Consider the following 22,663-nt stretch of genomic DNA (forward strand, 5'->3'; position numbering starts at 1 on the left):
GTGAACGGTCCATTATTGTAGCCGAGCTAGCCGCCTCGGGCGAAAACCGCGCTTAACCGGCGGTTTTTTCCTTCGCTAACGCGTCCAAACGCTCCAGCAAAGCTTCCGGTGGCAAGTAGCCGCCTAACACGCGTCCATCCGAATTCAAGATCATCGGCGTGCCTTCCAGCCCCATCTGCTGACCGGCGTGGTATTGCATATCGACAGGGGTTTTAGCGCAACTGCTGCGGCTTACGACGCGGTCGTTCTTGGCATCGGTCAACGCTTTCTTGCGATCTGGCGCGCACCATACCGCCACCATTTTGCGGTAGTCGTCACTGCCAAGGCCCGCACGCGGGAAGGCGAGGTATTCCACGCGAATACCGAGCTTGTTGTACTGCTCAATTTCCGAATGGAACTTGCGGCAGAACCCGCACTCGACGTCGGTGAGTACCGCCACCGTGTATTTGGTGATGCCTTTGGGCGCAAACACAATGCGATCAGCCTCTGGAATGGTGGCCAGCACCTGCTTGCGCACCTTAGCCATGGCTAGATCACTCAGATTCTGGCGTTTGTCTAAATCAAGCAGGGTGCCTTGCAGCAGATAGTGGCCATCGTCGCTCACATACAACACCTGCCCACCGGCGATTACCTGACGAAACCCCTTCACCGGCGCAGCTTCGATACTGTCCACCTGAATTCGCGCATCCAGCTTACGCAGCGCTTCACGCGCCGCAGCTTCGGGCGTACCCGCCGCAAACGTCGGCTCCTTGGCTGCCGTAGTTTCTGCAGCAGGCACCGCTGCTGTGGGCGCGGTAGTGCTTTGCGCGCAAGCAGAGAGGCTTAAGCTAAGAAGAAGAGGCAGAACAAGACGTTTCATGGAAGCTCCGTGATCAAACGATTGGCCCCAGCAAGGGGTTAGCCAGTCATTGTCGCACGCTTAAATGGCCTGCTTCTGAACGTCACGCACGCGGATGGTGCTGCGCGTGCAGCGCGCGCAGGCGGTCGCGCGCCACCAAGGTGTAGATTTGCGTGGTGGACAGCGAACTATGCCCAAGCAGCAGCTGCAGCGCGCGCAAATCGGCACCGTGGTTCAGCAAATGAGTGGCGAAACTGTGGCGCAACCCGTGCGGGCTAACCCGCGCCGGGTCAATGCCCGCCAGCACCGCGTAGCGTTTCACCAAACGCCAAAACGCTTGACGGCTGAGTGCTGCGCCGCCCGTTTCCACAAACAAATGCACTACTTTTCCCGGTGCTTGCGCACCTGCTAGCAGCGCCGCGCGCGCCTCCTGCTGATAGCGCGTGAGCCAATGCATGGATTCCTCACCCAGCGGCACCAACCGTTCTTTGCTGCCCTTGCCCAGTACGCGCAAGACGCCTTGCCGCAGATTCAGCGCAGTGGCGGGAAGCTCCACCAACTCGCTGACCCGCAGTCCGCAGGCGTACATCAGCTCCAGCATGGCGCGGTCGCGCAGCCCGCATGGCAAGGCGCAGTCTGGTGCTTCCAGCAGCGCCGCCACTTGCGCCTCAGATAGCGCTTTTGGCAACAGCTTCGGCAAACTAGGCGACTGCAAAAGCGCCGCCGGGTCTGTTTCACACTGCCCCGTTCGTACGCCCCACGCGTAAAACGCACGCACGCACGACAGCAGCCGCGCACTGCTGCGTGGGGTATAGCCTTCGCGCGCGCGCAGGGCGAGATAATCGAACAAATCTTGCCGACGCGCCTGCATCAGCAGCGGCTTACTTTCGGTATGCAGCCAGCGCGCTAGGCCGCTCAAGTCACTGTGATACGCGGCCAATGACGCTTTCGCCAGACCGTACTCGGCCCATGCCGCGTCCAAAAAACGCTCCACACAGGCCACATCTTCCGCGCGCGCTTCGGGCAGGTGGTGTGTCCATTGGCGGCGGTCGGCGGTGGTGGTGGTCATTGACGCTATCCTATGCTGATGTCTGATCTTGAACACCCTACCCCGCTCATCGGCTGGCGCCTGCTGGCGCTGCTGTACGACTTCTTCCCGCTGCTCGCGCTATGGTTTGTTACGGCTGCGGGCTTCACCCTACTCCACGGCGATGCGGTACGCGGCGGCTGGTTGGGGGCGCTGGAGTTCTTCACCCTGTGGCTGATCACCGGGTTCTACGCGGTCATCAGCTGGCAGCGCGGCGGCCAAACCATCGGCATGCGCGCATGGCGGTTGCAGCTTCGCACGCATAACAACGCCCCCTTGCAGCGCCGTTTGCTGTGGCTGCGCTACGTTGTGGGAAGTATCTCGTTGCTGGCCTGCGGCCTAGGCTTTTGGTGGGCGTGGATCGACCGCAACCGCCTCACGTGGCATGACCGCATCAGCGCCACCTACCTGCAGCGTCTGCCCAAACGCGGCTAACCGCTGCGGCGATGGAAGAACAGATACGACACACCCAGCATGACGATGGGGGGAATGGCATAGGCCACGCGGAAATCGAAGTGGTAGATGCTCGCCAGCTTGGTAACGATCATCTGCAGCATCCAAAAGCCCAACGCGAAGACAATGCCGATAAACACTCGCTTGCCGTAGCCGCCACTGCGCAATGAGCCAAACGCAAATGGAATGGCCGCAAGGCACAGCGCCAGCACATTGATGGGGTAGAACCAGCGCCCCCAATACACGCGCTCAAAATCACCCGCATCCATGCCGTTGCGTTTGCGGTATTCAATGCTGTCATGCAGCGCCATCGTGCCCATATTGCTCGGGCGGGTCACACTGGACGCCAATGCAGCTTCGTCCAACTGCGACTGCCAGCGCTCTTCGGCCACCTGCGCCTGCTGCACACTCTTTTCACCAAAGCGCACGCGATCCACCTTGCGCAACACCCAGCCTCCGGGGCGGTGCTCCGCCTGTTCTGCGGTAGCAATCGACTTCAAACGGCCGTCGTGTTCAAACTCAAACAGACGCACCCCACGCAGTTCTAACCAGCGGTCATCACCGCGCTGCTTTTGCTCGCCGGTGGCGGCATTAAGAAACACGCCCCCTTCGCGCGCCCAAAGGCCACTGAATTTCGACACCACCATATTGTTGTAACGCACTGTACGTAGTGCACGCGCGTACTCATCACCTTTGGGGGCCAAGGTTTCGCCGTTGATCACCATCAGCGCGGTCAATAGTGAAAGCGAGAGCAGCACCGAGGCGCCGATGCGTCGCCGCGATAGCCCTAGGGCACGCAGCGCGGTTAATTCGGATGAAGCCGCCATCTGCCCTAGCCCCAGCAGCGCGCCAATCAGCGCCGCCGTGGGAAACAAGAGATACGCCTGCGAAGGCAGCGACACGCCAGTGACCACGATGGCATGGCTCAGGGTATAGCCGCCCTTACCGATATCGCCCACCTCTCCGGCAAACGCCAGCACGGTTTGTAGGCCAAGCAACACACCCCACGCCGCCAGCACGCCGGTGAGTACCGAACGCGCGATATAGCTGTCGTGCAGCCGTGGAAAATGCTTCATCGCCGCCACCACGCTTTGCGCACGCGTCCGTCGCGGGCATACAGCCATGCGCCCAAGGCCAACAGCGGCAGCAGCAGCCACCACAGCCCCAGCGCGATCGGCAGCTTGCCCGTGGCCAGCCAACTGGTGCCCAGCATCATCATGAAAATACCGAATAGATACGCGAAAAATGCCAGCAGCAAGGCGCCGTGACGCGACTGCCGTGGCGCACTACGCGCCAGCGGCACCGCCAGCAGCGCGAACGCCAGCGCCAGTAGCGGCGGCGCGATGCGCCAGTGCAGTTCGGCGCGCGCGGGTACCGCCGCATCACTTAGCAGCGCCAATGTGGGCTTCAGCTCCGGCGCTTCGGAAATGCCGCCCTGCTCGGGTGCAGGCAGTAGCAGCTCGTTGCGCGCATAGCGCATCAGCCGGTAATCCAAATCGTGCCCACTGGCCGGGCCTTCCACGCGGAAGCCATCCAGCAGCGCCAGCACGCGCGCGCCGTTATCGCGATACAGCTCGCCGCCGCGTGCGGTGGCGACATCCATTCGGCCATTGCGTTCGCGAAAGACAAACACCTGTTCCAACTGCGTGCCGTCGCTAGACATCTTCCCTGCATAGGCCACGCCGCCATTAGCAATGGGCGTAAACCGGCCCGGCTCAAACCCCGCCACCAGCAAATTGCGATTGGCTTCGGCCACCATCGACTGCCCCACCCGGTTGGCCCACGGCCCCAGCCACAGCGAGCACAGCGCAATGATCAGCAGCACCGGCACCACCACCAGCAGCAACGGCCGCAGCAAGCGGCGCGGGCCCACGCCTACTGCGGTGAGCACATACATTTCTGAATCGCGGTACAGCCGCCCCACCGCCAGCAGCAGGCCCAACAGCAGCGCCAGCGGCAAAATAAGCGGCAAATAATTGAGCAAACGCAGCCCCAGTTGCGACAACAGCAGCGGCGGTGGCAGGCTGCCACGTGCCATCTCGCCCACCAGATCGGCAAACACGCCGCCAAGGCTGACCATGCCCAGCACCACCAGCGCCGCAAACACGGCGCGCGCAAATTCCATACTGAGGTAGCGGTCTAATTTCGGCATCCGGCCTGTCTTGCCTTAGAATTAAGAGTTTACTGCCAACAGCATGGCTGCCTGCCGCAGTCGCATAGTGTAAGCGACGCCAACCAGCCTGCCTGTATGGCCCCCCACCCGCCAGCCCGGATACCTTGTTCGATGAGCCTCGAATTTCACCTGAATCAGTCCTCCCCCGCCACTGCTGCACTTGATTGCGTGATCGCAGGCGTCTTTGCCGACGGCAGCCTAACCCCCGCCGCACAAGCCCTCGACACCGCCTGCGGGGGGCGTATTCAAGCCCTTGTCACGCGCGGCGACGTGTCTGGGAAAACCGGCAAAACCGCCCTACTGCACGATCTTACCGGCATCACCGCACCGCGCGTACTGCTAATTGGTCTTGGCGAAGCGGCCAAATTCGGCGTTCCGCAGTATCTCAAAGCCGTGGGCGATGCCGCGCGCGCATTGAAAACCGGCCCGGTAACAAGCGCCTTGTTCACCCTTACCGATGCCCCGGTAAAAGACCGCGAGAACGCGTGGAGCATCCGTCAGGCCGTGATCGCCGCCGATCATGCCTGCTACCGCTACACCGCAACGCTGGGCGCAAAAAACAAAAAGCGTGACGAAAAAGGCCTGCAGCAACTGCATATCGCGGGCAGTGATGCCACCGCGTTGGCGCAGGGCGTGGCCATTGCGGCGGGCGTGCAGTTCACCCGCGAGCTGGGCAACCTGCCGCCGAACATCTGCAACCCGGCCTATGTGGCGCAACAGGCACAAGATTTTGCTGCAAATAAGCCCGGCGTCACCTGCGACATCTTGGACGACACCGCAATGGAAGCCCTCGGCATGGGCTCGCTGCTGGCGGTGGCACGCGGTAGCGCGCAGCGGCCGCGCCTTGTTGTGCTGAAGTACAACAACGGCGGCGACGCCAAGCCCTATGTGCTGGTGGGCAAGGGCATCACCTTCGACACCGGCGGCGTGAACTTGAAGACGCAGGGCGGCATCGAGGAAATGAAGTACGACATGTGCGGCGCAGGCAGCGTGCTGGGCACCTTCGTGGCCGCAGTGGGCATGGGTCTGCAGCTGAATCTGGTCTGCATTGCCGCGGCGGTGGAAAACGCCATCGACGGCGATAGCTACCGTCCGTCGGATGTCATCACCGCGATGTCGGGCAAGACCATTGAAGTGGGCAATACCGACGCCGAAGGCCGCCTGATCCTGTGCGACGCGCTGACCTATGCGCAGCGCTTCGAGCCCGCCGCATTGGTGGACGTGGCCACCCTTACCGGCGCCTGCATGGTGGCGCTGGGCAAATACGCCACCGGCGTGATGACCAAAACCAGCCACGACTTGGCACGCGAAATTCTGGATGCGGGCGAAACCGTGTTCGACCGCGGCTGGCAGCTGCCGCTATGGGACGAATACCAGCCGATGCTGGATTCGGCGTTTGCCGACGTGTACAACATCGGCGGCCGCTGGGCTGGCGCGATTACCGCCGGCTGCTTCCTGTCGCGCTTCACCGACGGCCAGCGCTGGGTGCACCTAGACATTGCCGGCTCCGCCAGTGACGACGGCAAGATGGGCATGGCCACCGGCCGCCCGGTCGGCATGCTCAGCCAGTGGCTGCTGGATCGCGCGGGCTGATTCCGCCACCATGCAACGCGCCCATTTCTACCTGATCGACAAGCCCCGCTTCCGCGAGCAGCCGCTGCTGCTGGTCTGCGAGCTGGCGAAACGGGCGGTTGCCGCCAATCTCCCCACGCTAATCCTAGCGCGCGATCAGGCGCAGGCCGAAGCCTTGGACGACCTACTCTGGTCGTTCGAGGAAGATGCCTTTATTCCGCACCAAATTGCAGGCATGGATGAAGACGAGGACGAGGCCAACGTCCTTATCGCCACACCCGCGCTCGACGTTGCACTGCGCCCGCTGCTGATCAACCTGCGCGACATCGCACCCAACGGTCAATTCGACCGCGTGCTGGAAGTGGTGCCCGCCGACCCAGCCGCGCGCGGCCCGCTGCGCGAGCGCTGGAAGCATTACCAATCGCTCGGTTTCGAGCTCAAAAAATTCGACATGTGACACGCCTCATGACTTCCCTCGACTCCGGCTTCAACCCGTCCTCCTTCGAATCCCGCCTGTACGCGCAGTGGGAGGCCAGCGGCGCGTTCGCCCCGACCGGCAACGGCCCGGCCTACAACATCCTGCTGCCGCCGCCGAACGTCACCGGCACCTTGCACATGGGCCACGCCTTCCAGCACACGCTGATGGATGCGCTGGTGCGCTACCACCGCATGCGCGGCTACCGCACCCTGTGGCAGATGGGCACCGACCACGCCGGCATCGCGACGGAAATGGTGGTGTCGCGCAACCTCGCCATCGAGGGCAAGGGCGAGACCCGCGATTCCTTGGGCCGCGAGAAATTCATCGAGAAAGTGTGGGAATGGAAGCAGCATTCCGGCAGCACCATCGAGCGCCAGATGCGCCGCCTCGGCGCGTCCGGAGACTGGTCGCGCAGCGTATTCACCATGGATCCGATGCCCTCGACCGCGGTGATCGAAGCCTTCGTGCGCCTGCACGAGCAAGGCCTGATCTACCGCGGCCAGCGTCTGGTCAACTGGGACCCGGTGCTGAAGACCGCGATCTCCGATCTGGAAGTGGTGAGCGAGGAAGAGAACGGCCACCTGTGGGAGATCCGCTACCCGCTGGCCGATGGCGTGACGTATGAGCACGTCGAGCACGATGCCGACGGCGTGGAAACCCTGCGCGAAACCCGCGGCTACGTGGTCGTGGCCACCACCCGCCCGGAAACCATGCTGGGCGATACCGCCGCGATGGTGCACCCGGAAGACCCGCGCTACACCGCGCTTCACGGCAAGTTCGTCGAGCTGCCGCTGACCGGCCGCCGCATCCCGATCATCCTGGACGACTACGTCGATCGCGGCTTCGGCACCGGCGTGGTGAAGGTGACGCCTGCACACGATTTCAACGACTACGCGGTGGGCCAGCGCCACGGGCTTGCGCTGATCAATATCTTCAGCGACACCGCCAAGGTGCTTGGCGATGACTTCATCCCCGCGCCGTATCGCGGCCTCGACCGCTTCGATGCACGCAAGGCCATCGTCGCCGACCTCGACGCCGCCGGCCTGCTGGTCGAGATCAAGCCGCACAAGCTGCAGGTGCCGCGCGGCGACCGCAGCGGCCAGGTGATCGAGCCGTACCTGACCGACCAGTGGTTCGTGAAAATGGACACGCTGGGCCAGCGCGGGCTGGAATTGGTCGAGAACGGTAGCGTCAAGTTCGTGCCGCCGAACTGGGTCAACACCTACCGCCACTGGATGGAGAACTTGCAGGATTGGTGCATCAGCCGCCAGCTGTGGTGGGGCCACCGCATTCCGGCGTGGTTCGATGCCGCAGGCAAGGTCTACGTTGGCCGCAACGAAGCCGAAGTGCGCGCCAAACATGCGCTGGGCGATGCGGTGCTGACGCAGGATTCCGACGTGCTGGAGACCTGGTTCTCCTCGGCGATGTTCCCGTTCTCAACGCAGGGCTGGCCGGATGCCGTCGCGATGGCCAAGCGCGGCTTCGACGACTACATCCCGTCCAGCGTGCTCGTCACCGGCTTCGACATCATCTTCTTCTGGGTGGCGCGGATGGTGATGATGACCGACCACTTCACCGGCAAGGTGCCGTTCCACGACGTCTACATGACCGGCCTAGTGCGCGACAAGAACGGCCAGAAGATGTCCAAATCCAAGGGCAATGTGCTCGACCCGCTGGACATCATCGACGGCATTTCCATCGACGACCTGGTCGCCAAGCGCACATTCGGGCTGATGCAGCCGAAGATGGCCGAGAAGATCGAGAAAGACACCCGCAAGGACTACCCGAACGGCATCAATGCCCACGGCGCCGACGCGCTGCGCTTCACCATGGCCGCACTCGCAGGCCCCGGCCGCGACATCAAGTTCGACCTGGCCCGCGCCGAGGGCTACAAGAATTTCTGCAACAAGCTGTGGAATGCAACGCGCTTTGCGCTGATGAACGTGGGCGAAGCCAGCTTCAGCGGCGTGCCGCAGCCTGCCACCGACGCCGAGCGCTGGATCCTGTCCCAGCTCGACCGGATCAGCCTTGAGGCCGCCGAGCACTTCGCCAGCTACCGCTTCGACCTGCTCGCGCAGTGCCTGCACGAATTCGTCTGGAACCAATTCTGCGACTGGTTCGTGGAGCTGGCCAAGCCGGCCCTGCAGGGCGACGACGCAGCCGCGTCCGCATCCACCCGCCACACCCTGCTGCACGTGCTGGAAGCGCTGCTGCGCCTGCTGCACCCGCTGATCCCGTTCGTCACCGAGGCGCTGTGGCAGGAAGTCGCGCCGCGGCTGGGCAAGTCCGGCAGCCTGATGCTGCAGGCCTATCCGCAGCGCGGTGATCTGGATGTCAATGCATTCGCGCAGGCCGACGCCGATATCGAATGGCTGAAGGCGGTGATCGGCTCGGTGCGCCGCATCCGCAGCGAGCTGGGCGTGTCGCCGGCCAAACAGATATCTCTGCTGCTGCGCGGCGGCGACGCTTCGGATGCCGCGCGCGCGCAGCGCTTCGACGCGCAGCTGCGTTTCCTGTGCAAGCTCGAACGCATCGACACCATCAGCGGTGAGCCGCCTGCCGCCGCCCCGGCCGTGGTTGGCGAGCTGCAACTGTTCGTGCCGCTGGAAGGCTTGGTGGATCTGGACGCCGAACGCGTGCGGCTGGACAAGGAGATCGCCAAGATCGCCGCCGAGAAAGACAAGAGTGAGGCCAAGCTGGCCAAGTTCGGCGCTGGCGTGCCCGAAGCCGTAGTGGCTCAAGAACGCGCGCGTCTGGCCGATTGGAGTACAAAACTTGCCGCACTCTCTATCCAACGCACGCGCCTAGGCTAAACTCACACTCGGAGAAAAGGGGTCTCCAGCGAATGAGCACAGCGGAAAGTAATTCCAATGGAACGATCGCCTATCGGCAGCTGCTCGATACCGTTGGCTCATTCGTGTACACCACAGACCTACAAGGCCGCTACACCTACGCCAACCAACTGGTGCTCAACCTACTGGGCAACGGCCTCACGTTGGATGATGTCCTTGGCAAGATGTTTACCGACTTCGTTGATATTGGCGAAGACGACACCCTGCGCGAAACCGACTGGCGCGTAATTCGCAACGGTGAAACCATCGCGCGCGAAGAAGACAATTACATCCACGCCACCGGCGAAACCCATACGTACTGGTCGATCAAAAAACCACTACGCAATGAGAGCGGCGCTATTGTCGGCTTGATCGGCATCTCCCACGACATCACCGAGAAAAAGCGCCTCGAAAACAAAGTGCGCCAACAAAACGAACTGCTCGATGCCGTGCTCAATAACATCGAAGCGGTGGTGTACATGAAAGATGCCAACCGGCGCTTCATTTATGCCAACAAACACATGGCGAACCTGTTCGGCAAATCTGTGGATGAAATTGTTGGCCGCCTTGATAGTGAGCTCATGCCCCAAGACGTGGCTGATGCGTTCTGGGAAAAAGACATCCAAATTTTTGCCACCGGCCAGCGCTATGCCGGTGAAGAAAGCCTTGTGGATGCAGAAGGCCGCATGCACCACTACTGGTCAATCGTTGTGCCTTGGTCTGGGTTTAACGGCATCCACGCCAATGTGGGTCTTATCACCGACATCACCGAACTGCATGCACTGAAAGAAAAGCTGCAGCACCAAGCGCTTACTGATAGCCTCACCGGCATTGCCAACCGCCGCAGTTTTTTTGAACACGCAGAACAAGAGTTCGCGCGCAGCCGCCGCCACGGCCATGCCCTTGCCCTTGTTGCGCTAGATATAGACCATTTCAAACAGATCAACGACCGCTACGGCCACCCAGTTGGCGATAGCGTATTGCAGCACTTTGCTGCCTGCTGCCAAAAGCAGCTGCGCGAAGGTGATTTTTTTGCCCGTACTGGTGGCGAAGAGTTTTGCATCTTGCTTCCAGAAACCAATATCCACGCCGCGCTAGAAATTGCCGAACGCATGCGTGAAGTCACCAGCTGCCATTGTCTTGAAACAATGCAACCTTCACTGCACATCAGTGCCAGCTTCGGCGTTACTTGCTTAAATGAAATGGATACAGGTTTTGACACCCTGTTCTCGCGCGCCGACCGTGCCCTGTATGCCGCAAAAGAAAAAGGCCGGGATCAGACTGTGACGCTTACCTGACGGCGCGCCTACTGAACTACCACATAGCCTGCTTCGATATTGCGATGAAAGGGCGCAGGTAGATGCGCCCAAAGATGCACATCAACGAGGATCGGCAAGCTGCTCTCTGTTAACGCTTCTTGCAACTCCATCCAACCCGCTACATCTGTAGCTAGATTGGCTTCATTGCGTAGCACTAAATCCAAATCACTCCCCTCATGGGCACCACCAGTAACGCGGCTGCCATAGGCCCAAGCCGTAGCATGGGGAACATGCTTAGCTAGCAACACTTGCAGAGTGCGCAGATGACGCTCAGGCAATTGCAACTGCGCCAAGTCAAACTGAGGCATCAAACACCGCCTGAATTCGTGGAGCCAGCTGCCGCACATCTTCAAGATACTGCGGCAACAGACGCAGCGTTTCATTGGCAAAGCCCTTGCCATAGTCGTGCGCTGTGTTATTGCGGTTCGCACGATAAACCAACCAGCGCTCTACCTCATCCGTGTCTAGCAAGCCATGCTTCCCGGCATGGCGCAAAACATCGTTAAATACAAGCTTGTCAACTTCACGGGGGCTACCTCCGTAGGCCTTCAAAGCCTTGCGCATCAGCTTCCCAGCCGTTTCTAAAGACAATTCAAAACTTTTGATCGCCGCATTTCGATAAAGATCAAATGTAACATCGTCTTGATCCGCCACCTTTTGGATTGCAAGCAACGCCTGTTCAAGCGTGGAAGCCGTACGCAACAAATGCTCTATATTTAATGACACGGTACGTCCTTAGGATTCATGGCACTCAAACGCCATAGTACTCACGGTACCACCGCACAAAATTCGCCACACCCTCTTCAACCGAAACTTTTGGGCGGTAGCCGACGTTAGTAATTAAATCCGAAACATCCGCCTCGGTGTCTGGCACGTCGCCCGCTTGCAAAGGCAGCATCTCCATTTTGGCCTTCTTGCCTAAGCACTCTTCCAACACCTCGATGTAGCGAAGCAAATCCACCATATCTTCATTACCAATATTGTAAAGACGATACGGCGCAACGCCGCTGGTGGCAGGGTCTGGATGGTGCGCATCCCACTGCTGATCTTTGCTAGGTACCTGATCCAGAGCCCGAACAACACCTTCCACGATGTCATCAATATAGGTAAAGCTACGCTTATGCTTTCCGTGGTTGAACACCTTAATTGGCTCATCGGCCAAAATAGCTTTCGTAAAAAGAAACAGCGCCATATCCGGCCTGCCCCACGGGCCATACACGGTAAAAAAGCGCAGCCCCGTACACGGCAAACCATATAAATGCGCATAACTATGCGCCATCATTTCGTTGGCTTTCTTCGTTGCTGCATAAAGCGTCAGCGGATGTTCAGTTGAGCGATGCTCAGAAAAAGGCATGTCACGGTTAGCCCCATACACCGAGCTTGTGGAGGCATATACCAAGTGCTCCACACCATGATGGCGGCAGCCTTCCAGAATATGCAAAAAGCCCGTGACATTGCTTTGAACATACACATGCGGGTTTTCTGCCGCGTAGCGCACGCCCGCCTGCGCGGCCAAATTGATCACCCGATTCGGCTTATGCACCGCAAAAGCCTGCTCCACCGCCGCGCGGTCGGCCAGATCCGCAGCCACATGGGTATAGCCCGGCTTATCCAACAAACGCGCCAAACGCGCCTGCTTGAGACTAACGTCGTAGTAATCGTTGAGGTTGTCGATGCCAACCACCTCATCACCGCGCGCCAGCAGCACTTGCGCTACGTGGGAACCGATAAAACCGGCGGTGCCGGTGATTAAAATTTTCATTGAAATCCAAATAAAGACCGGTGAAACCACAAATTCAATCGTAATGAACGACAAAGTTACAACCGTGGATAGCCAGATCGAAAACAGTTCAATTCACCTATCTTTGCGAACCCATATACCGTTTTCAATCTCGCTCCACTACACCTCATTCAGAGTAAAACAGTGGCCCACCCTGTGCCTTACCGAGAAATTCGGATTCCAGCGTACGCGCTAGGCCTTCTTGCAAGCTGTAGGGCGGCTGAAAGCCGAACGTGCGCGCCGCACTGGCAAATTGGGTTGTGGCGCAAAATTTGCGCACACGGATGCGGCTGACCGGGAAAGTACGCCCTGTGGCCCACGCCACCGCATCCAGCGCGCCGCCAACCGCGTAGCCGACGGCATAAGGCAACCGCGGCATCCATCCGCGCTTTCGTCCCAACGTATCGCGGGCCAATTCGACAAGCTGGTTCATTTCCATATCGGGCTTGTCCACATAATTGGCGACGTGGACCCCTGCGGACATGCCCAACATGTGCGACAGGAACGCCACAACGTTGCCGACATAGGCCATCGATTTGTAATTGCGGCCAGCACCGATCATCACGAACATGCCCGAAGCAATCTGCTTGAGCAGGTTATACACATTGCCTCGGTTGCGCTCGCCGAAGACGACCGTGGGTCGCACGACGACGAGCGAGCGTGTTTCGGCATCGGCCTGCTGCCATGTGCGATAAACAATCTCGGCTTCCGCCTTGGTGCGCCCGTAATCGTTGAACGGCGCAATCGCGCCATCTTCGCCGGTATCGGGTGGTGCGAAACCGTACACTGCCACCGTACTGGTGAACACGATGCGCGAGATGCCAACGGTCTCCGCCGCCTTGCAGACGTTCCTTGCACCGTCCACATTCACTGCGTCGTACAAGCTCAGCGGACGGACATCATCGCGGTGCTCGGCGGCGAGATTGATGACAGCACCGCATCCTTCCAATGCGGAATGCAAGCTATCCAGCTTGGTGACATCGGCAATGATCGTTCTGTCCGGGAACGTCTCAGACATCCGCTTGTCGATGATGCGGAATGCAATACCGGCCTCCTGCAAGACTTGGCACAGACGCGTTCCGATGAAGCCAGAGCCACCAATAACAGCAATGCACGTCATTTCCGCCTCCTGTTACGCGCCAAGCACGTCTCATAAACGTTCAATGTTTTTTCGATCATCGTACTTGCCCTGAAATCCTTTTCGTATCTCTCCCTCCCCTTCGCTCCCATGCTGGAAAGAAGTGCTGGGTTTCCCAGTAAGCGCTTCAACGCCTCCGCCAACGCCGCGGTATCCCCTTGACCAACCAAAATACCGGTCTCCTCATTCACCAGCTCGGATACACCACCCACATTGGATGCGACCACGGGCAGGCCTGCACGCATGGCCTCGAGAATGCTGATAGGCAGCCCTTCGAAGTGAGAAGCCAAAACGAATACATCGGAGTGCGCAAGCAGAGTCGTCACGTCCGTACGAGACCCCATGAACTCCACTTGGTTTTCGATCGCGAGGTCAAACACCAGTGCCTTCGCCTCAGACAACAACGGCCCATCGCCCACGAGACGAAGCCGACACGGCACATCGCCCATCATGGCAATTGCCCGAAGCAAGGTGGCATGATCCTTCTGGGCAGCGAACCGGGCCACCATGGTGATCACGGGTTCCGGATTGGAAGTCAGAAGTGCGCGCTCAGGCGTGTCTCCAATGCCGTTCCAAACAACATGCAGCCGCGTATCCGACGTGATCGCATAGCGACGCGCCAGTTGGCGGTCGTATTGGGAGACACAGATGATGTCTCCACCCGTCCGCGCCGCCAACCATTCGCTTGGCACAGTCATCAACTTACGGGTCATAGTTGCGCCGCTAGTAAAAGCCCAGCCATGCGCAGTAAAAACCGACGGAACAGCAATTATTCTTGCAGCAATACGCCCCAGCAACCCGGCTTTAGAAGAGTGCACATGCAATAGGCTAGGTTGTTCTCGCAAAAGCCATTGCTTGATTTGGCGACAGGCCCGCGAATCTTGAGCTAGGCGTATCGGATGCACCAAATCCGGAATAATGGTGACGGAAACACCCCGAGCACGAACCTGATCTGCTAGCCATCCTTCGTCGCCAACGGCAAAAACAACCTCATGACAGCCTTTAATGCCATCGATTAACTCAAGAACATGAGATTGCGCACCACCCGCTTCTGCTTTTGTAATTAATAAAGCAACCTTCATTTTGAAATTGTGCTCTAAAGTTAGAATAAAATTTTGCGAGCAGCGATCATTTCAATATATGGCCTCACGCTATCGGCTACTGTCTTCCTGCTTGAATATTCGGTCTCATACAAGAAAAGGCATTCATTTTTTCATATCCGTCCTCTTGGGTGACGGATTTTACAGCTTCATGCGGCACGCCTCAGCGGGGGCAAATCGAGTTCGCACTAATCGGTAAGCTTATCTATACAGCTTTTTATAATTATGATACATAGCTTCAAGCGAATAACATGTTAACACGCGTTCACGATTTTTATGACCAATTTGCATCCGTTCTGAAGCGCTTAATCGCAACACTTCTTCTATTTTATTAGCAAGCAATTCCGGTGAATTGATAGGCACTAAGAAACGGCCGTCACCAACCACTTCACGAACTCCGCCACAATCAGTTGCGACAACTGGCAATTCACACGCCATGGCTTCGGCAACCACAAGACCAAATCCTTCCCACGCAGAACTTAAGACAAATAGATCGGCCAAGTTTAATAATTCAGGGACATTGCGCTGAATACCAAGCCAAGTCACGTTAGCATCCAAGGAAAGTTGTCTAGACAGTATAGACAATTCGCTACGCAACTTGCCATCACCAACAATTTTTAGATGAAATGCAACATTTCTTTGCTTCAATATTGCAGCAGCTTTTAATAAATTCGGGTAGTCCTTTTGCACTTCCAATCGACCAACTGCAATCAACACAGGTACTTTGTTATTCTTTTTCCTCATGCAGCGAAAACGCGATGTATCTATACCATTGAGCACCGGAATAATAGTACCAGCTGCCGCAGCACCAGAAGTTTCAAGTATAGCAGCGGCTTCTGCGCTCACGTTTGTGAAATAATCACCCAAATACGCTGTATAACGATATAGCAGCATGCGCAGCCAGCCCCCTTCACTACTATTATGGGCCGAGCAAATCAGACGAGGAATCTTCACCCAAAAGCGAGAAAAACGCGCCATGATGTTAGCGTGAAACATATGTGCATGAACCACATCAGGCTTAAAATTTTTAATCACACTTCGAAGTCGAATTAAAGCGGTAAAAAAAGATCTTGCACCCGTCATGCCAATAGGAATGATCTCGACATTCTTATTCTGAGGATGCACAAGCATCCCGCCCGTTAAATAGGCAACTTTAACCACATTACCTTCGGATGCAGCTTTATCAGCAAGAGCAACGACAACGTGCTCTGCGCCCCCCATACCCAGCCCAGTAATAATATAGAGGATACTTTTCATCGAATTCTCGATTCTTTTTGATTAATCTTTGAGCTTGCCATAGCCATACCCAACAACATTGCAAAAAAGTATGCCGAAAAAAAGGACGGGATAAACTGAAACCCCAATAGACATAAATAAATGCTCTGTGAAATATCCCCATCTGAACTTCTTGCCAAGTACAAAGCAACTACCAAAAAAGCCATGAAAAACGAAAAATATACCACCCCCCCCATTATCAGTGGATATAGAAATAAATTATGAGGGATAATAGCAATATTTTGACCATAATAGAGTTTATCTAAAAATGCACCAAACCAAAAATTATCCCGAAAAAAATCTAATCCAACTAAAAATCCATCAAGTCTACCTGACGAAGCAATCGTTAGCTCACGACCGGTAAAAAATGGAAGACCCACGAATAACACGAATAAAACAACTGGAGAGACTATAACAATAGCAAAATAATGGGCTCTCATCTTGCCCGTTTTTAGCATCTTTAATGAAAGAAGAATAAATTTAAGTATAGTAAAGACTAAAATCGCAACAATACCGGTTCTAGCTGATGTTACTATCGTCGCTGTAATGAGCAAAAAACTGATAGCTATTGCTAACTTTCGACCATACATACTCAATACAATTGGTATGCAACTCACAACCACCAATGAAGCAAAACTAAAATCCTCCCAGATAAAACTATAAGCATGCCTCCCCCCTCCGAATAAAATATTCCTGAAGATGGAGATACCGAAAAATATTTCTAGGAACCACTGCACATACACGCCAACCGCAATAAAAACACACGCCACTACATACAAATTTTTATTATATTCAACCCTCTTAACCCCTCCCATATATGTAATCAAATACGAACAATACAAGATAAAATAAAAAGAAATTAAGGACAACAATGATTCATAAGCCCCAGTAATCAGGGCATAAATAGCAGTAATCAATAGAACGAAAGAAAAACAATAAATGGAACCATCGCGTAATACTATTTTACGTTCAAAAATTATCTTTAAAACTAAAATAAATCCGACAACTAACTGTACAACTATAAATCTAACGTCATATAGTGTTATATAAGAAAACGGCATCAGTAAAAAAAAAAGACTAGTCATTAGCTTTCAAGAATACCGTGCCATGAGAAAGTTTTTTTATTGCCAACCGAACAAAATTTCCTAACAATTCATTCCGCTCGACCAAAGAAATCGAAAACCTCAATAAGCAAGCCAATGGCCAACCAACTGAAAGCCCAATAAATATTTCTGCTTTCTTATATTCTTTCAAAAAAATAAACTTAATTATCGTTTTGTAAAAAGCCACTTTATCCTTAAGGCCAAATGAGTAAAGTAGTAAAGCCAAGCCACCAAATTCCTCAATGGGGTCAATATTAAACGATAGATTATGCTTATAACATCTATTCGCCAACGTAACAAACATAGCCTGTTCAAGACTTCTTTCAGGAGTAGTCGCTACACCATCCGGAAAGACATTCGTTTGATACAAAACTTTATCCAGATTGTAGCATTTACCTATTCGGCTAATTCGCAGAAAAAGGTCATAATCTTGTGCATATTTAAAAATCGATCTATAACCACCAATTTTCAGGTACTCTTCCTTCTTGAACATCACTGACCCGTGCACAAAAGGATGCCTTTTTCTCTCTGGATCCATCTCTATCTCTCCGCAAATAGGCTGGACCTCCTTCAGATGCACATCTGGCTCGCCAACTTTCTTTACGACATTAGTTGATAGACATCCAACAAAGCAGTACCTCTCATTATCATTAAGAAATTGGTATTGCACAGCAATACGGTTTGCATATGAGACATCCCCTGCCCCTTGGATCGCCACATAGGGAGCTTTTGCTTTTTCTGCCAGCATTTTTATGGTTTTGGTAAACCCTTCATTTTCTTTATGAATAACCGTCAACCTTGGGTCATCGTAACCATCTAAAATAACTTTTACATTAGGGTCAGTACTGCCATCATTAGCAATAATTATCTCATAATCGTCAAAGTCTTGACTCAGCAGACCATCAACCGTGTCCTTTATATAGTCCGCACGATTATACCAAGCGCAGATAATTGAAACTTTTGGCGCACTTATTTCATTCATTTTAAATCTCTTGAATATTTCCGAACCTATCTATATATTTTGGCTCTACCTTCATTATGCAACCTGTTTTCTTATAAACCTCATTTCGTACTACATGAATCAAATACAATATATCCGAAGCTGTTGCAGTCCCAGTATTAACAATGAAATTGGCGTGATCTTTGGAGATTTGCGCCCCTCCTTTGATAACTCCTTTCAAACCACATTCCTCGATTACTTTACCTGGCGCCCCAGATTGCTTATAAATCGCAGGATTACTCACAAATACTGAGCCGCAATTTGGTATTTTGCGTGGAAACTTGGCGCTGCGAGATCGCAATATGGCAAGCATTTCATTATGCATTATTTTTTTGTTAGCCACTGACTCTAATTGCAACTTGACTTCAACAATAACCTCATCCAATTTCTGAAAAATAGAGCTTCTATAATCAAAGCGGCATTCTTCCCTGCTATAAATTTTTGTATTCCCGTTTGCGTCAATCGTTTTTACATAAACAATGCTGTCTCCAATACCCTTACGCTGACTGCCTCCATTCATAACAACTAGGCCTCCCAACGTACCGGGGATTCCGCAGGTATGTTCTATTCCCGTTAACCCGGCCTGTAAAGCAAGGCGAGCTAGCTTTGGAACCCACACCCCAGCTTTTGCCAAAATAGTACTTCCGCTGAGTTTCACCTGCGAAAACCCGCTTCCAATTTGCATAAAGATTGCATCTATATTGCAGTCAGCAAACAACAAATTTGTTGTATTCCCTATTATTAGACTAGGAAGCTGATGTTTGGAAATATATTTTCTAAGCGCAATGACTTCCTCTTCCGTTTGCGGTTTAACTAAGATTTTCGCTCTTCCGCCAACTCGCCAACTACTGACTGCCGTTAACGGCACGTTGCTTTGAACTGGCACACCACAAATTGATAATAGATCTACTGCAACATTAGGGTTAATTATTATCATGGCTCTTTAATTTCACCGGAACAAGCAGCACCCAAAGATTTTAATTTTGGAATTAAATCTACATAACCACGACCAATTTGCCATGCATCATAAATGATGGTTTCACCTTCTGCCGACAAACCACATAGCGTTAAAGCTATGCCTGCACGAAGGTCAAGCGCTTTCACCTTCGCGCCATTCAACTTACCACCTTTACCGTCTATTTTGAGCATGTCTCCATTGATCTGATAATTCAATCCCATTTTCTTCATTTCCTCTGCGTAGCCATAACGGCCAGGAAAGCGTAAGTCTACGATACGTGATTCACCTCGCGCTTGCGCGGCCCATGCAGCTAGAATGGGTTGTACGTCGGAGTTAATGCCAGGATGCGGGCCTGTACTAATTTCGAGAGGGTAGCAGGTGCCGCCACGTACTAATAAAGAATTGTCGCCTCGATAAAACTTTGCCCCAGAGGATTTAAGATTCGCCATCACTACTTGTAAATCATCATAGGGGAAATCAACAATTTCTATATCCCCCTTTGTGATAACTGCAGCAGCGAGCCATGTAATTGCTTCCATATTATCGGGCATGACACTATGCTTAACACCAGAGAGATGGTCCACGCCTTGCACTTCTATGCGCTCTTGGCCAAATACTTTGATATTTGCCCCCATCGCATTCAGCATATTGATAAGGTCAAAAATCTCAGGGCGCACGTGCGGCCCCCATATGTTTGTTGTGCCTTGTGCCAAACTTGAGGCCAGCACCGCATTTTCGGTGGCCCCTGTTGAACGTATCGGCAAATAGATATCGGCGCCTTGTAACCTTTTATTTGATGTCTCCGCACATAGGTAATCCCCCTCCTCCCATATATGTGCACCCAACTTTTCAAGCAGCATAACGTGTATTTCGTACTTTCGCTCACCTAGCTTACAACCACCTGGCAACGGCACCTTTGCTTCACCGAAGCGGGCAACCATGGCACCGAGCATTAGCAGAGTGTTACGAATAGAACGCCCATCCCATATAAGCCGAGTGCCCAATTTATTATTTTCTTTAATAATGATCTCTTTGTTACTAACCAGATCGCAGCTCTTACCCAGCGCTTCAAGCATGCCAACATGTACTTTGGCATCTAGCAGGCTGGAGGGGTAATTCGCAAGCGTAACGGTTTCTTCTGTCAGCAAACTAGCTGTTAACAGCTTCAAGGCAGAATTTTTTGCGCCGTTAAGTGTGATTACACCTTCTAAACGGCTTTTCGAGATTTTTAAAAGTGATTGTTTAGTCATCGTTCTTACTTTTCAAAATAATACGGGCTGGCACTCCTACCGCCACAGCACCATCTGGGACATCTTTTGTTACAACTGCATTAGCGCCGACAATACAATTCGCCCCTACTTTTATCTTCCCTATAATTACAGCACCCGCAAAAATTATCGTATTATCACCAACTTCAGGATAATTATTTACCTTGGCATCACCCAACCGCCCTCCACCCAAGGTAACATTTTGATATATGATGACGGCCTTACCAATTTTCACCCCTTCACCGATCACAACTCCAACAGGATGACTTAATGAAAGTGATGCATCAAAACTTGCTTTCGGAGATATAAATATACCTTGTTTTTTTTGCAATCTATTGGCAAAATAATTGGATAAAAATAAAACACTGTTCTGCTTAAATAACAGTATAAGTCTAATATATAACTTGGTACGATAGTTTGCGCCGCCGCATACGTACATAAACGGAAATTTAATTATTTTTTTCAACATTTCCTATATGCCCCATTTCATAAAATATAAGCCAACTCATAATTAGATAAAACAAGAACAAATATAAACTTAAAACAAATACAAACTGACTACTATTCGGCAAAACGTATAGAGTACAGCCCCATATAATGCACAACCCAATTATTCTAACCACGTTGATTGCCAGAAATAAAAACTGCGACCCAACAATGTTTAGAACTTGTACGAGCGGATTAGAAGTAAATTGCAATAGCATAAATGGTGATAACATGGCGGCATATTTTCCAGCCAAAGACCACTTTACTCCAAAAAAAAGTACAAACAGAGGTTGCGCAAAAAAAATAGCACCTATTGTTATTGGTACACCAATTACAAATAATTTCTTTTGTACTGAATAAGTAATGCGCCTTATCTTAGGCAAATCACTTTTCCCGATAGCAGCTATCTCCGCATAATAGGCCTTACTCATGGCACTGCCAACCAAACTAACGGGAAAACTTAATGCCATAAACGCCAAGCTCAATTGCCCCGTTGCCCCCTTATCATACAGTGTCGCCATCATCAATATGGGTGCCTGCATAGATAACACCATCAAAAATTGGGAAGGCAGGCGATACTTAGGGAAGTCCCGATAGAAACTAGCTATTATTTTTTGCCTATTTTTACTTACTAATGGACATAATTTTTTAAAATCTTTTCGTGCGTTTTTTAAATAACTACCAGTGCCAGCACTTTGCGAGAAAACTTGCCCAAACACCAGACCAAGTGGTCTTATGCTTAACAAGCCTAAACTTATTTTCACTAATTCACCAAGTAGCGACTGACTAAGCTGTGTTTTGGCAATTACTCTGTAATCTTTTTTTCGAGTTGCCCAAGCACTAAATAATTCATAAGTAGCAGCCCCCATTGTACCAATGGCTATTAGCCACCAATAGGGGGCCAGATTTCCCATTGAAAACCAACCTAAAACTATATGCCCAAATAGACCCAATATTAGTGCTATTAACAGGCCACCTAGTGCTATTAGCTTGGCACATATTATGAACAAATTAAATGCCATGACATCAGTTTTTGGCAATGGAATAGCGGTGACATAGCGAAGCGTCAGAATGGGCACCAGTAATGTGACAATAGAAGTATATACTGCTAACACGCCATAATCATCAGGCGAGTACATGCGAGTTAATATTGGAATGCTGGCAATGCCCACAATGCGTGCCCCCCCCGCACCCATTACAAGCGTAAGCATGCCGCGAAAAACGTCACCGGCTTCGCCTTTAAATTGACGGATAAATAAGTTTTGCAGACGTTTAATAATCACAACTGATCTGCATTTATTGCGCCTGACCAAGTTGGAGAGTATCCAACGACATATGTTCTACCTGCATCTTAAAGAACCCAAGTTTCGGTTTAACCATCACCGAGATAACCTCCACTAATAAGAGTTGCGAGTTCATGCGCTCTTGTAACTGACGCGCTTGGGGCACCAAGGCGCTGACGCGGTGGCTGCATCGGCCAGGGGTTGGCCTAGTGCGGTGGCGGGTATGGCGTGACGAGGCGAATGGGCAGTCATTGTGCTGTGCGCTTGGCTTGCATCTGGCGGCCAGCTTCCGTGAGGCGGTATTTTTGCAGGCGGCTACGTGGTGTTTCAGGCAGGGTCATTTCAATCACGCCCAGCGCGATGGCAGCTTGCTGGTAATGCTGGCGAAAATGCTTTTCATCGCGCAGCCCCAGGCGTTGCATTAACTCTTGTCGCCCCATTTCACCTTGCAACACTGCGAGCAGACGCATCACTTCGGGGGTGACTTCGGGGGTGACTTCGGGGGTGACTTCGGGGGTGAC

22 protein-coding genes are annotated in these 22,663 nt (G+C 53.3%); 5 read left to right on the forward strand and 17 right to left on the reverse strand.

Annotated elements, in window-relative coordinates; translation table 11 throughout:
* Positions 1–52 precede the first annotated feature (52 nt).
* Together KUL77_RS09315 and xerD are read right to left on the reverse strand one after the other, a co-directional pair.
* Positions 53–859 (reverse strand): DsbC family protein, encoded by an 807-nt coding sequence (locus KUL77_RS09315; RefSeq protein WP_297146154.1) that lies wholly within the window; start codon positions 857–859, stop codon positions 53–55.
* Positions 860–941: 82 nt separating this feature from the next.
* Positions 942–1,907, reverse strand: coding sequence for a site-specific tyrosine recombinase XerD (gene xerD / locus KUL77_RS09320; protein ID WP_297146157.1), 966 nt, complete (start codon positions 1,905–1,907; stop codon positions 942–944).
* An 18-nt stretch (positions 1,908–1,925) separates the two neighbouring features.
* Between xerD and KUL77_RS09325 the strand changes: the two genes are divergently transcribed.
* Positions 1,926–2,360: an RDD family protein gene (locus tag KUL77_RS09325; protein ID WP_297146159.1), complete on the forward strand. Its 435-nt coding sequence runs from the start codon at positions 1,926–1,928 to the stop codon at positions 2,358–2,360.
* Here the strand turns inward: KUL77_RS09325 and lptG are convergent.
* Both lptG and lptF read right to left on the reverse strand, forming a co-directional pair.
* Positions 2,357–3,502 carry an LPS export ABC transporter permease LptG gene (lptG, locus tag KUL77_RS09330; protein WP_297146216.1) on the reverse strand — a complete coding sequence of 382 codons (1,146 nt, stop codon included), beginning with the start codon at positions 3,500–3,502 and terminating at the stop codon, positions 2,357–2,359. The genes KUL77_RS09325 and lptG overlap by 4 nt on opposite strands.
* Positions 3,451–4,530, reverse strand: a complete 1,080-nt coding sequence (gene lptF / locus KUL77_RS09335; protein ID WP_297146162.1) for an LPS export ABC transporter permease LptF — start codon at positions 4,528–4,530, stop codon at positions 3,451–3,453. The genes lptG and lptF overlap by 52 nt, the downstream gene beginning before the upstream one ends.
* Positions 4,531–4,662: 132 nt before the next feature.
* On the opposite strand from lptF, the gene KUL77_RS09340 reads away from it, so the two are divergent.
* From KUL77_RS09340 to KUL77_RS09355, 4 genes are read left to right on the forward strand one after another with little or no spacing between them, the layout of a single operon-like run.
* Positions 4,663–6,144: a leucyl aminopeptidase gene (locus KUL77_RS09340; protein ID WP_297146165.1), complete on the forward strand. Its 1,482-nt coding sequence runs from the start codon at positions 4,663–4,665 to the stop codon at positions 6,142–6,144.
* Between the two features lie 10 nt (positions 6,145–6,154).
* Entirely contained in the window at positions 6,155–6,580 is a 426-nt protein-coding gene (locus KUL77_RS09345) for a DNA polymerase III subunit chi (RefSeq protein ID WP_297146168.1), read from the forward strand.
* 8 nt (positions 6,581–6,588) lie between these two features.
* Positions 6,589–9,414 carry a valine--tRNA ligase gene (locus tag KUL77_RS09350; protein ID WP_297146172.1) on the forward strand — a complete coding sequence of 942 codons (2,826 nt, stop codon included), beginning with the start codon at positions 6,589–6,591 and terminating at the stop codon, positions 9,412–9,414.
* 32 nt (positions 9,415–9,446) lie between these two features.
* Positions 9,447–10,730, forward strand: a complete 1,284-nt coding sequence (locus KUL77_RS09355) for a sensor domain-containing diguanylate cyclase (RefSeq protein WP_297146176.1) — start codon at positions 9,447–9,449, stop codon at positions 10,728–10,730.
* Positions 10,731–10,738: 8 nt separating this feature from the next.
* Here the strand turns inward: KUL77_RS09355 and KUL77_RS09360 are convergent, their stop codons facing one another.
* The 13 genes from KUL77_RS09360 to KUL77_RS09420 form a co-directional block, all read right to left on the reverse strand.
* A complete protein-coding gene (locus tag KUL77_RS09360; RefSeq protein WP_297146179.1) occupies positions 10,739–11,059 on the reverse strand; it encodes a nucleotidyltransferase domain-containing protein in 321 nt (106 codons plus the stop codon).
* Entirely contained in the window at positions 11,046–11,477 is a 432-nt protein-coding gene (locus KUL77_RS09365; RefSeq protein WP_297146182.1) for a nucleotidyltransferase substrate binding protein, read from the reverse strand. The genes KUL77_RS09360 and KUL77_RS09365 overlap by 14 nt, the downstream gene beginning before the upstream one ends.
* A gap of 25 nt (positions 11,478–11,502) precedes the next feature.
* A complete protein-coding gene (locus tag KUL77_RS09370) occupies positions 11,503–12,513 on the reverse strand; it encodes an NAD-dependent epimerase (protein WP_297146184.1) in 1,011 nt (336 codons plus the stop codon).
* 145 nt (positions 12,514–12,658) lie between these two features.
* Entirely contained in the window at positions 12,659–13,651 is a 993-nt protein-coding gene (locus KUL77_RS09375; RefSeq protein WP_297146187.1) for an NAD-dependent epimerase/dehydratase family protein, read from the reverse strand.
* The gene (locus KUL77_RS09380) at positions 13,648–14,751 is read right to left on the reverse strand and encodes a glycosyltransferase family 4 protein (protein ID WP_297146190.1); all 1,104 of its coding nucleotides are present in this window, start codon (positions 14,749–14,751) and stop codon (positions 13,648–13,650) included. Before KUL77_RS09380 ends, KUL77_RS09375 begins: the two co-directional genes overlap by 4 nt.
* Before the next feature lie 219 nt (positions 14,752–14,970).
* Positions 14,971–16,026 (reverse strand): glycosyltransferase, encoded by a 1,056-nt coding sequence (locus KUL77_RS09385; RefSeq protein WP_297146193.1) that lies wholly within the window; start codon positions 16,024–16,026, stop codon positions 14,971–14,973.
* Entirely contained in the window at positions 16,023–17,129 is a 1,107-nt protein-coding gene (locus KUL77_RS09390; RefSeq protein WP_297146196.1) for a hypothetical protein, read from the reverse strand. The genes KUL77_RS09385 and KUL77_RS09390 overlap by 4 nt, the downstream gene beginning before the upstream one ends.
* Positions 17,122–18,129, reverse strand: a complete 1,008-nt coding sequence (locus KUL77_RS09395; RefSeq protein ID WP_297146198.1) for a glycosyltransferase family 2 protein — start codon at positions 18,127–18,129, stop codon at positions 17,122–17,124. The genes KUL77_RS09390 and KUL77_RS09395 overlap by 8 nt, the downstream gene beginning before the upstream one ends.
* A gap of 1 nt (position 18,130) precedes the next feature.
* Complete coding sequence (murB, locus tag KUL77_RS09400; RefSeq protein ID WP_297146201.1) at positions 18,131–19,084, reverse strand: UDP-N-acetylmuramate dehydrogenase; 954 nt, start codon at positions 19,082–19,084, stop codon at positions 18,131–18,133.
* A complete protein-coding gene (locus KUL77_RS09405; protein ID WP_297146204.1) occupies positions 19,081–20,355 on the reverse strand; it encodes a UDP-N-acetylglucosamine 1-carboxyvinyltransferase in 1,275 nt (424 codons plus the stop codon). Before KUL77_RS09405 ends, murB begins: the two co-directional genes overlap by 4 nt.
* Entirely contained in the window at positions 20,348–20,842 is a 495-nt protein-coding gene (locus KUL77_RS09410; protein WP_297146206.1) for a serine acetyltransferase, read from the reverse strand. The genes KUL77_RS09405 and KUL77_RS09410 overlap by 8 nt, the downstream gene beginning before the upstream one ends.
* The gene (locus tag KUL77_RS09415) at positions 20,823–22,142 is read right to left on the reverse strand and encodes an oligosaccharide flippase family protein (RefSeq protein WP_297146209.1); all 1,320 of its coding nucleotides are present in this window, start codon (positions 22,140–22,142) and stop codon (positions 20,823–20,825) included. The genes KUL77_RS09410 and KUL77_RS09415 overlap by 20 nt, the downstream gene beginning before the upstream one ends.
* A gap of 248 nt (positions 22,143–22,390) precedes the next feature.
* The coding region (locus tag KUL77_RS09420; protein WP_297146212.1) for a Fic family protein at positions 22,391–22,663 on the reverse strand (273 nt) is incomplete at its 5' end.

It is taken from the genome of Thermomonas sp. (assembly GCF_019104945.1).
In the GTDB taxonomy this organism is placed as follows: domain Bacteria; phylum Pseudomonadota; class Gammaproteobacteria; order Xanthomonadales; family Xanthomonadaceae; genus Thermomonas.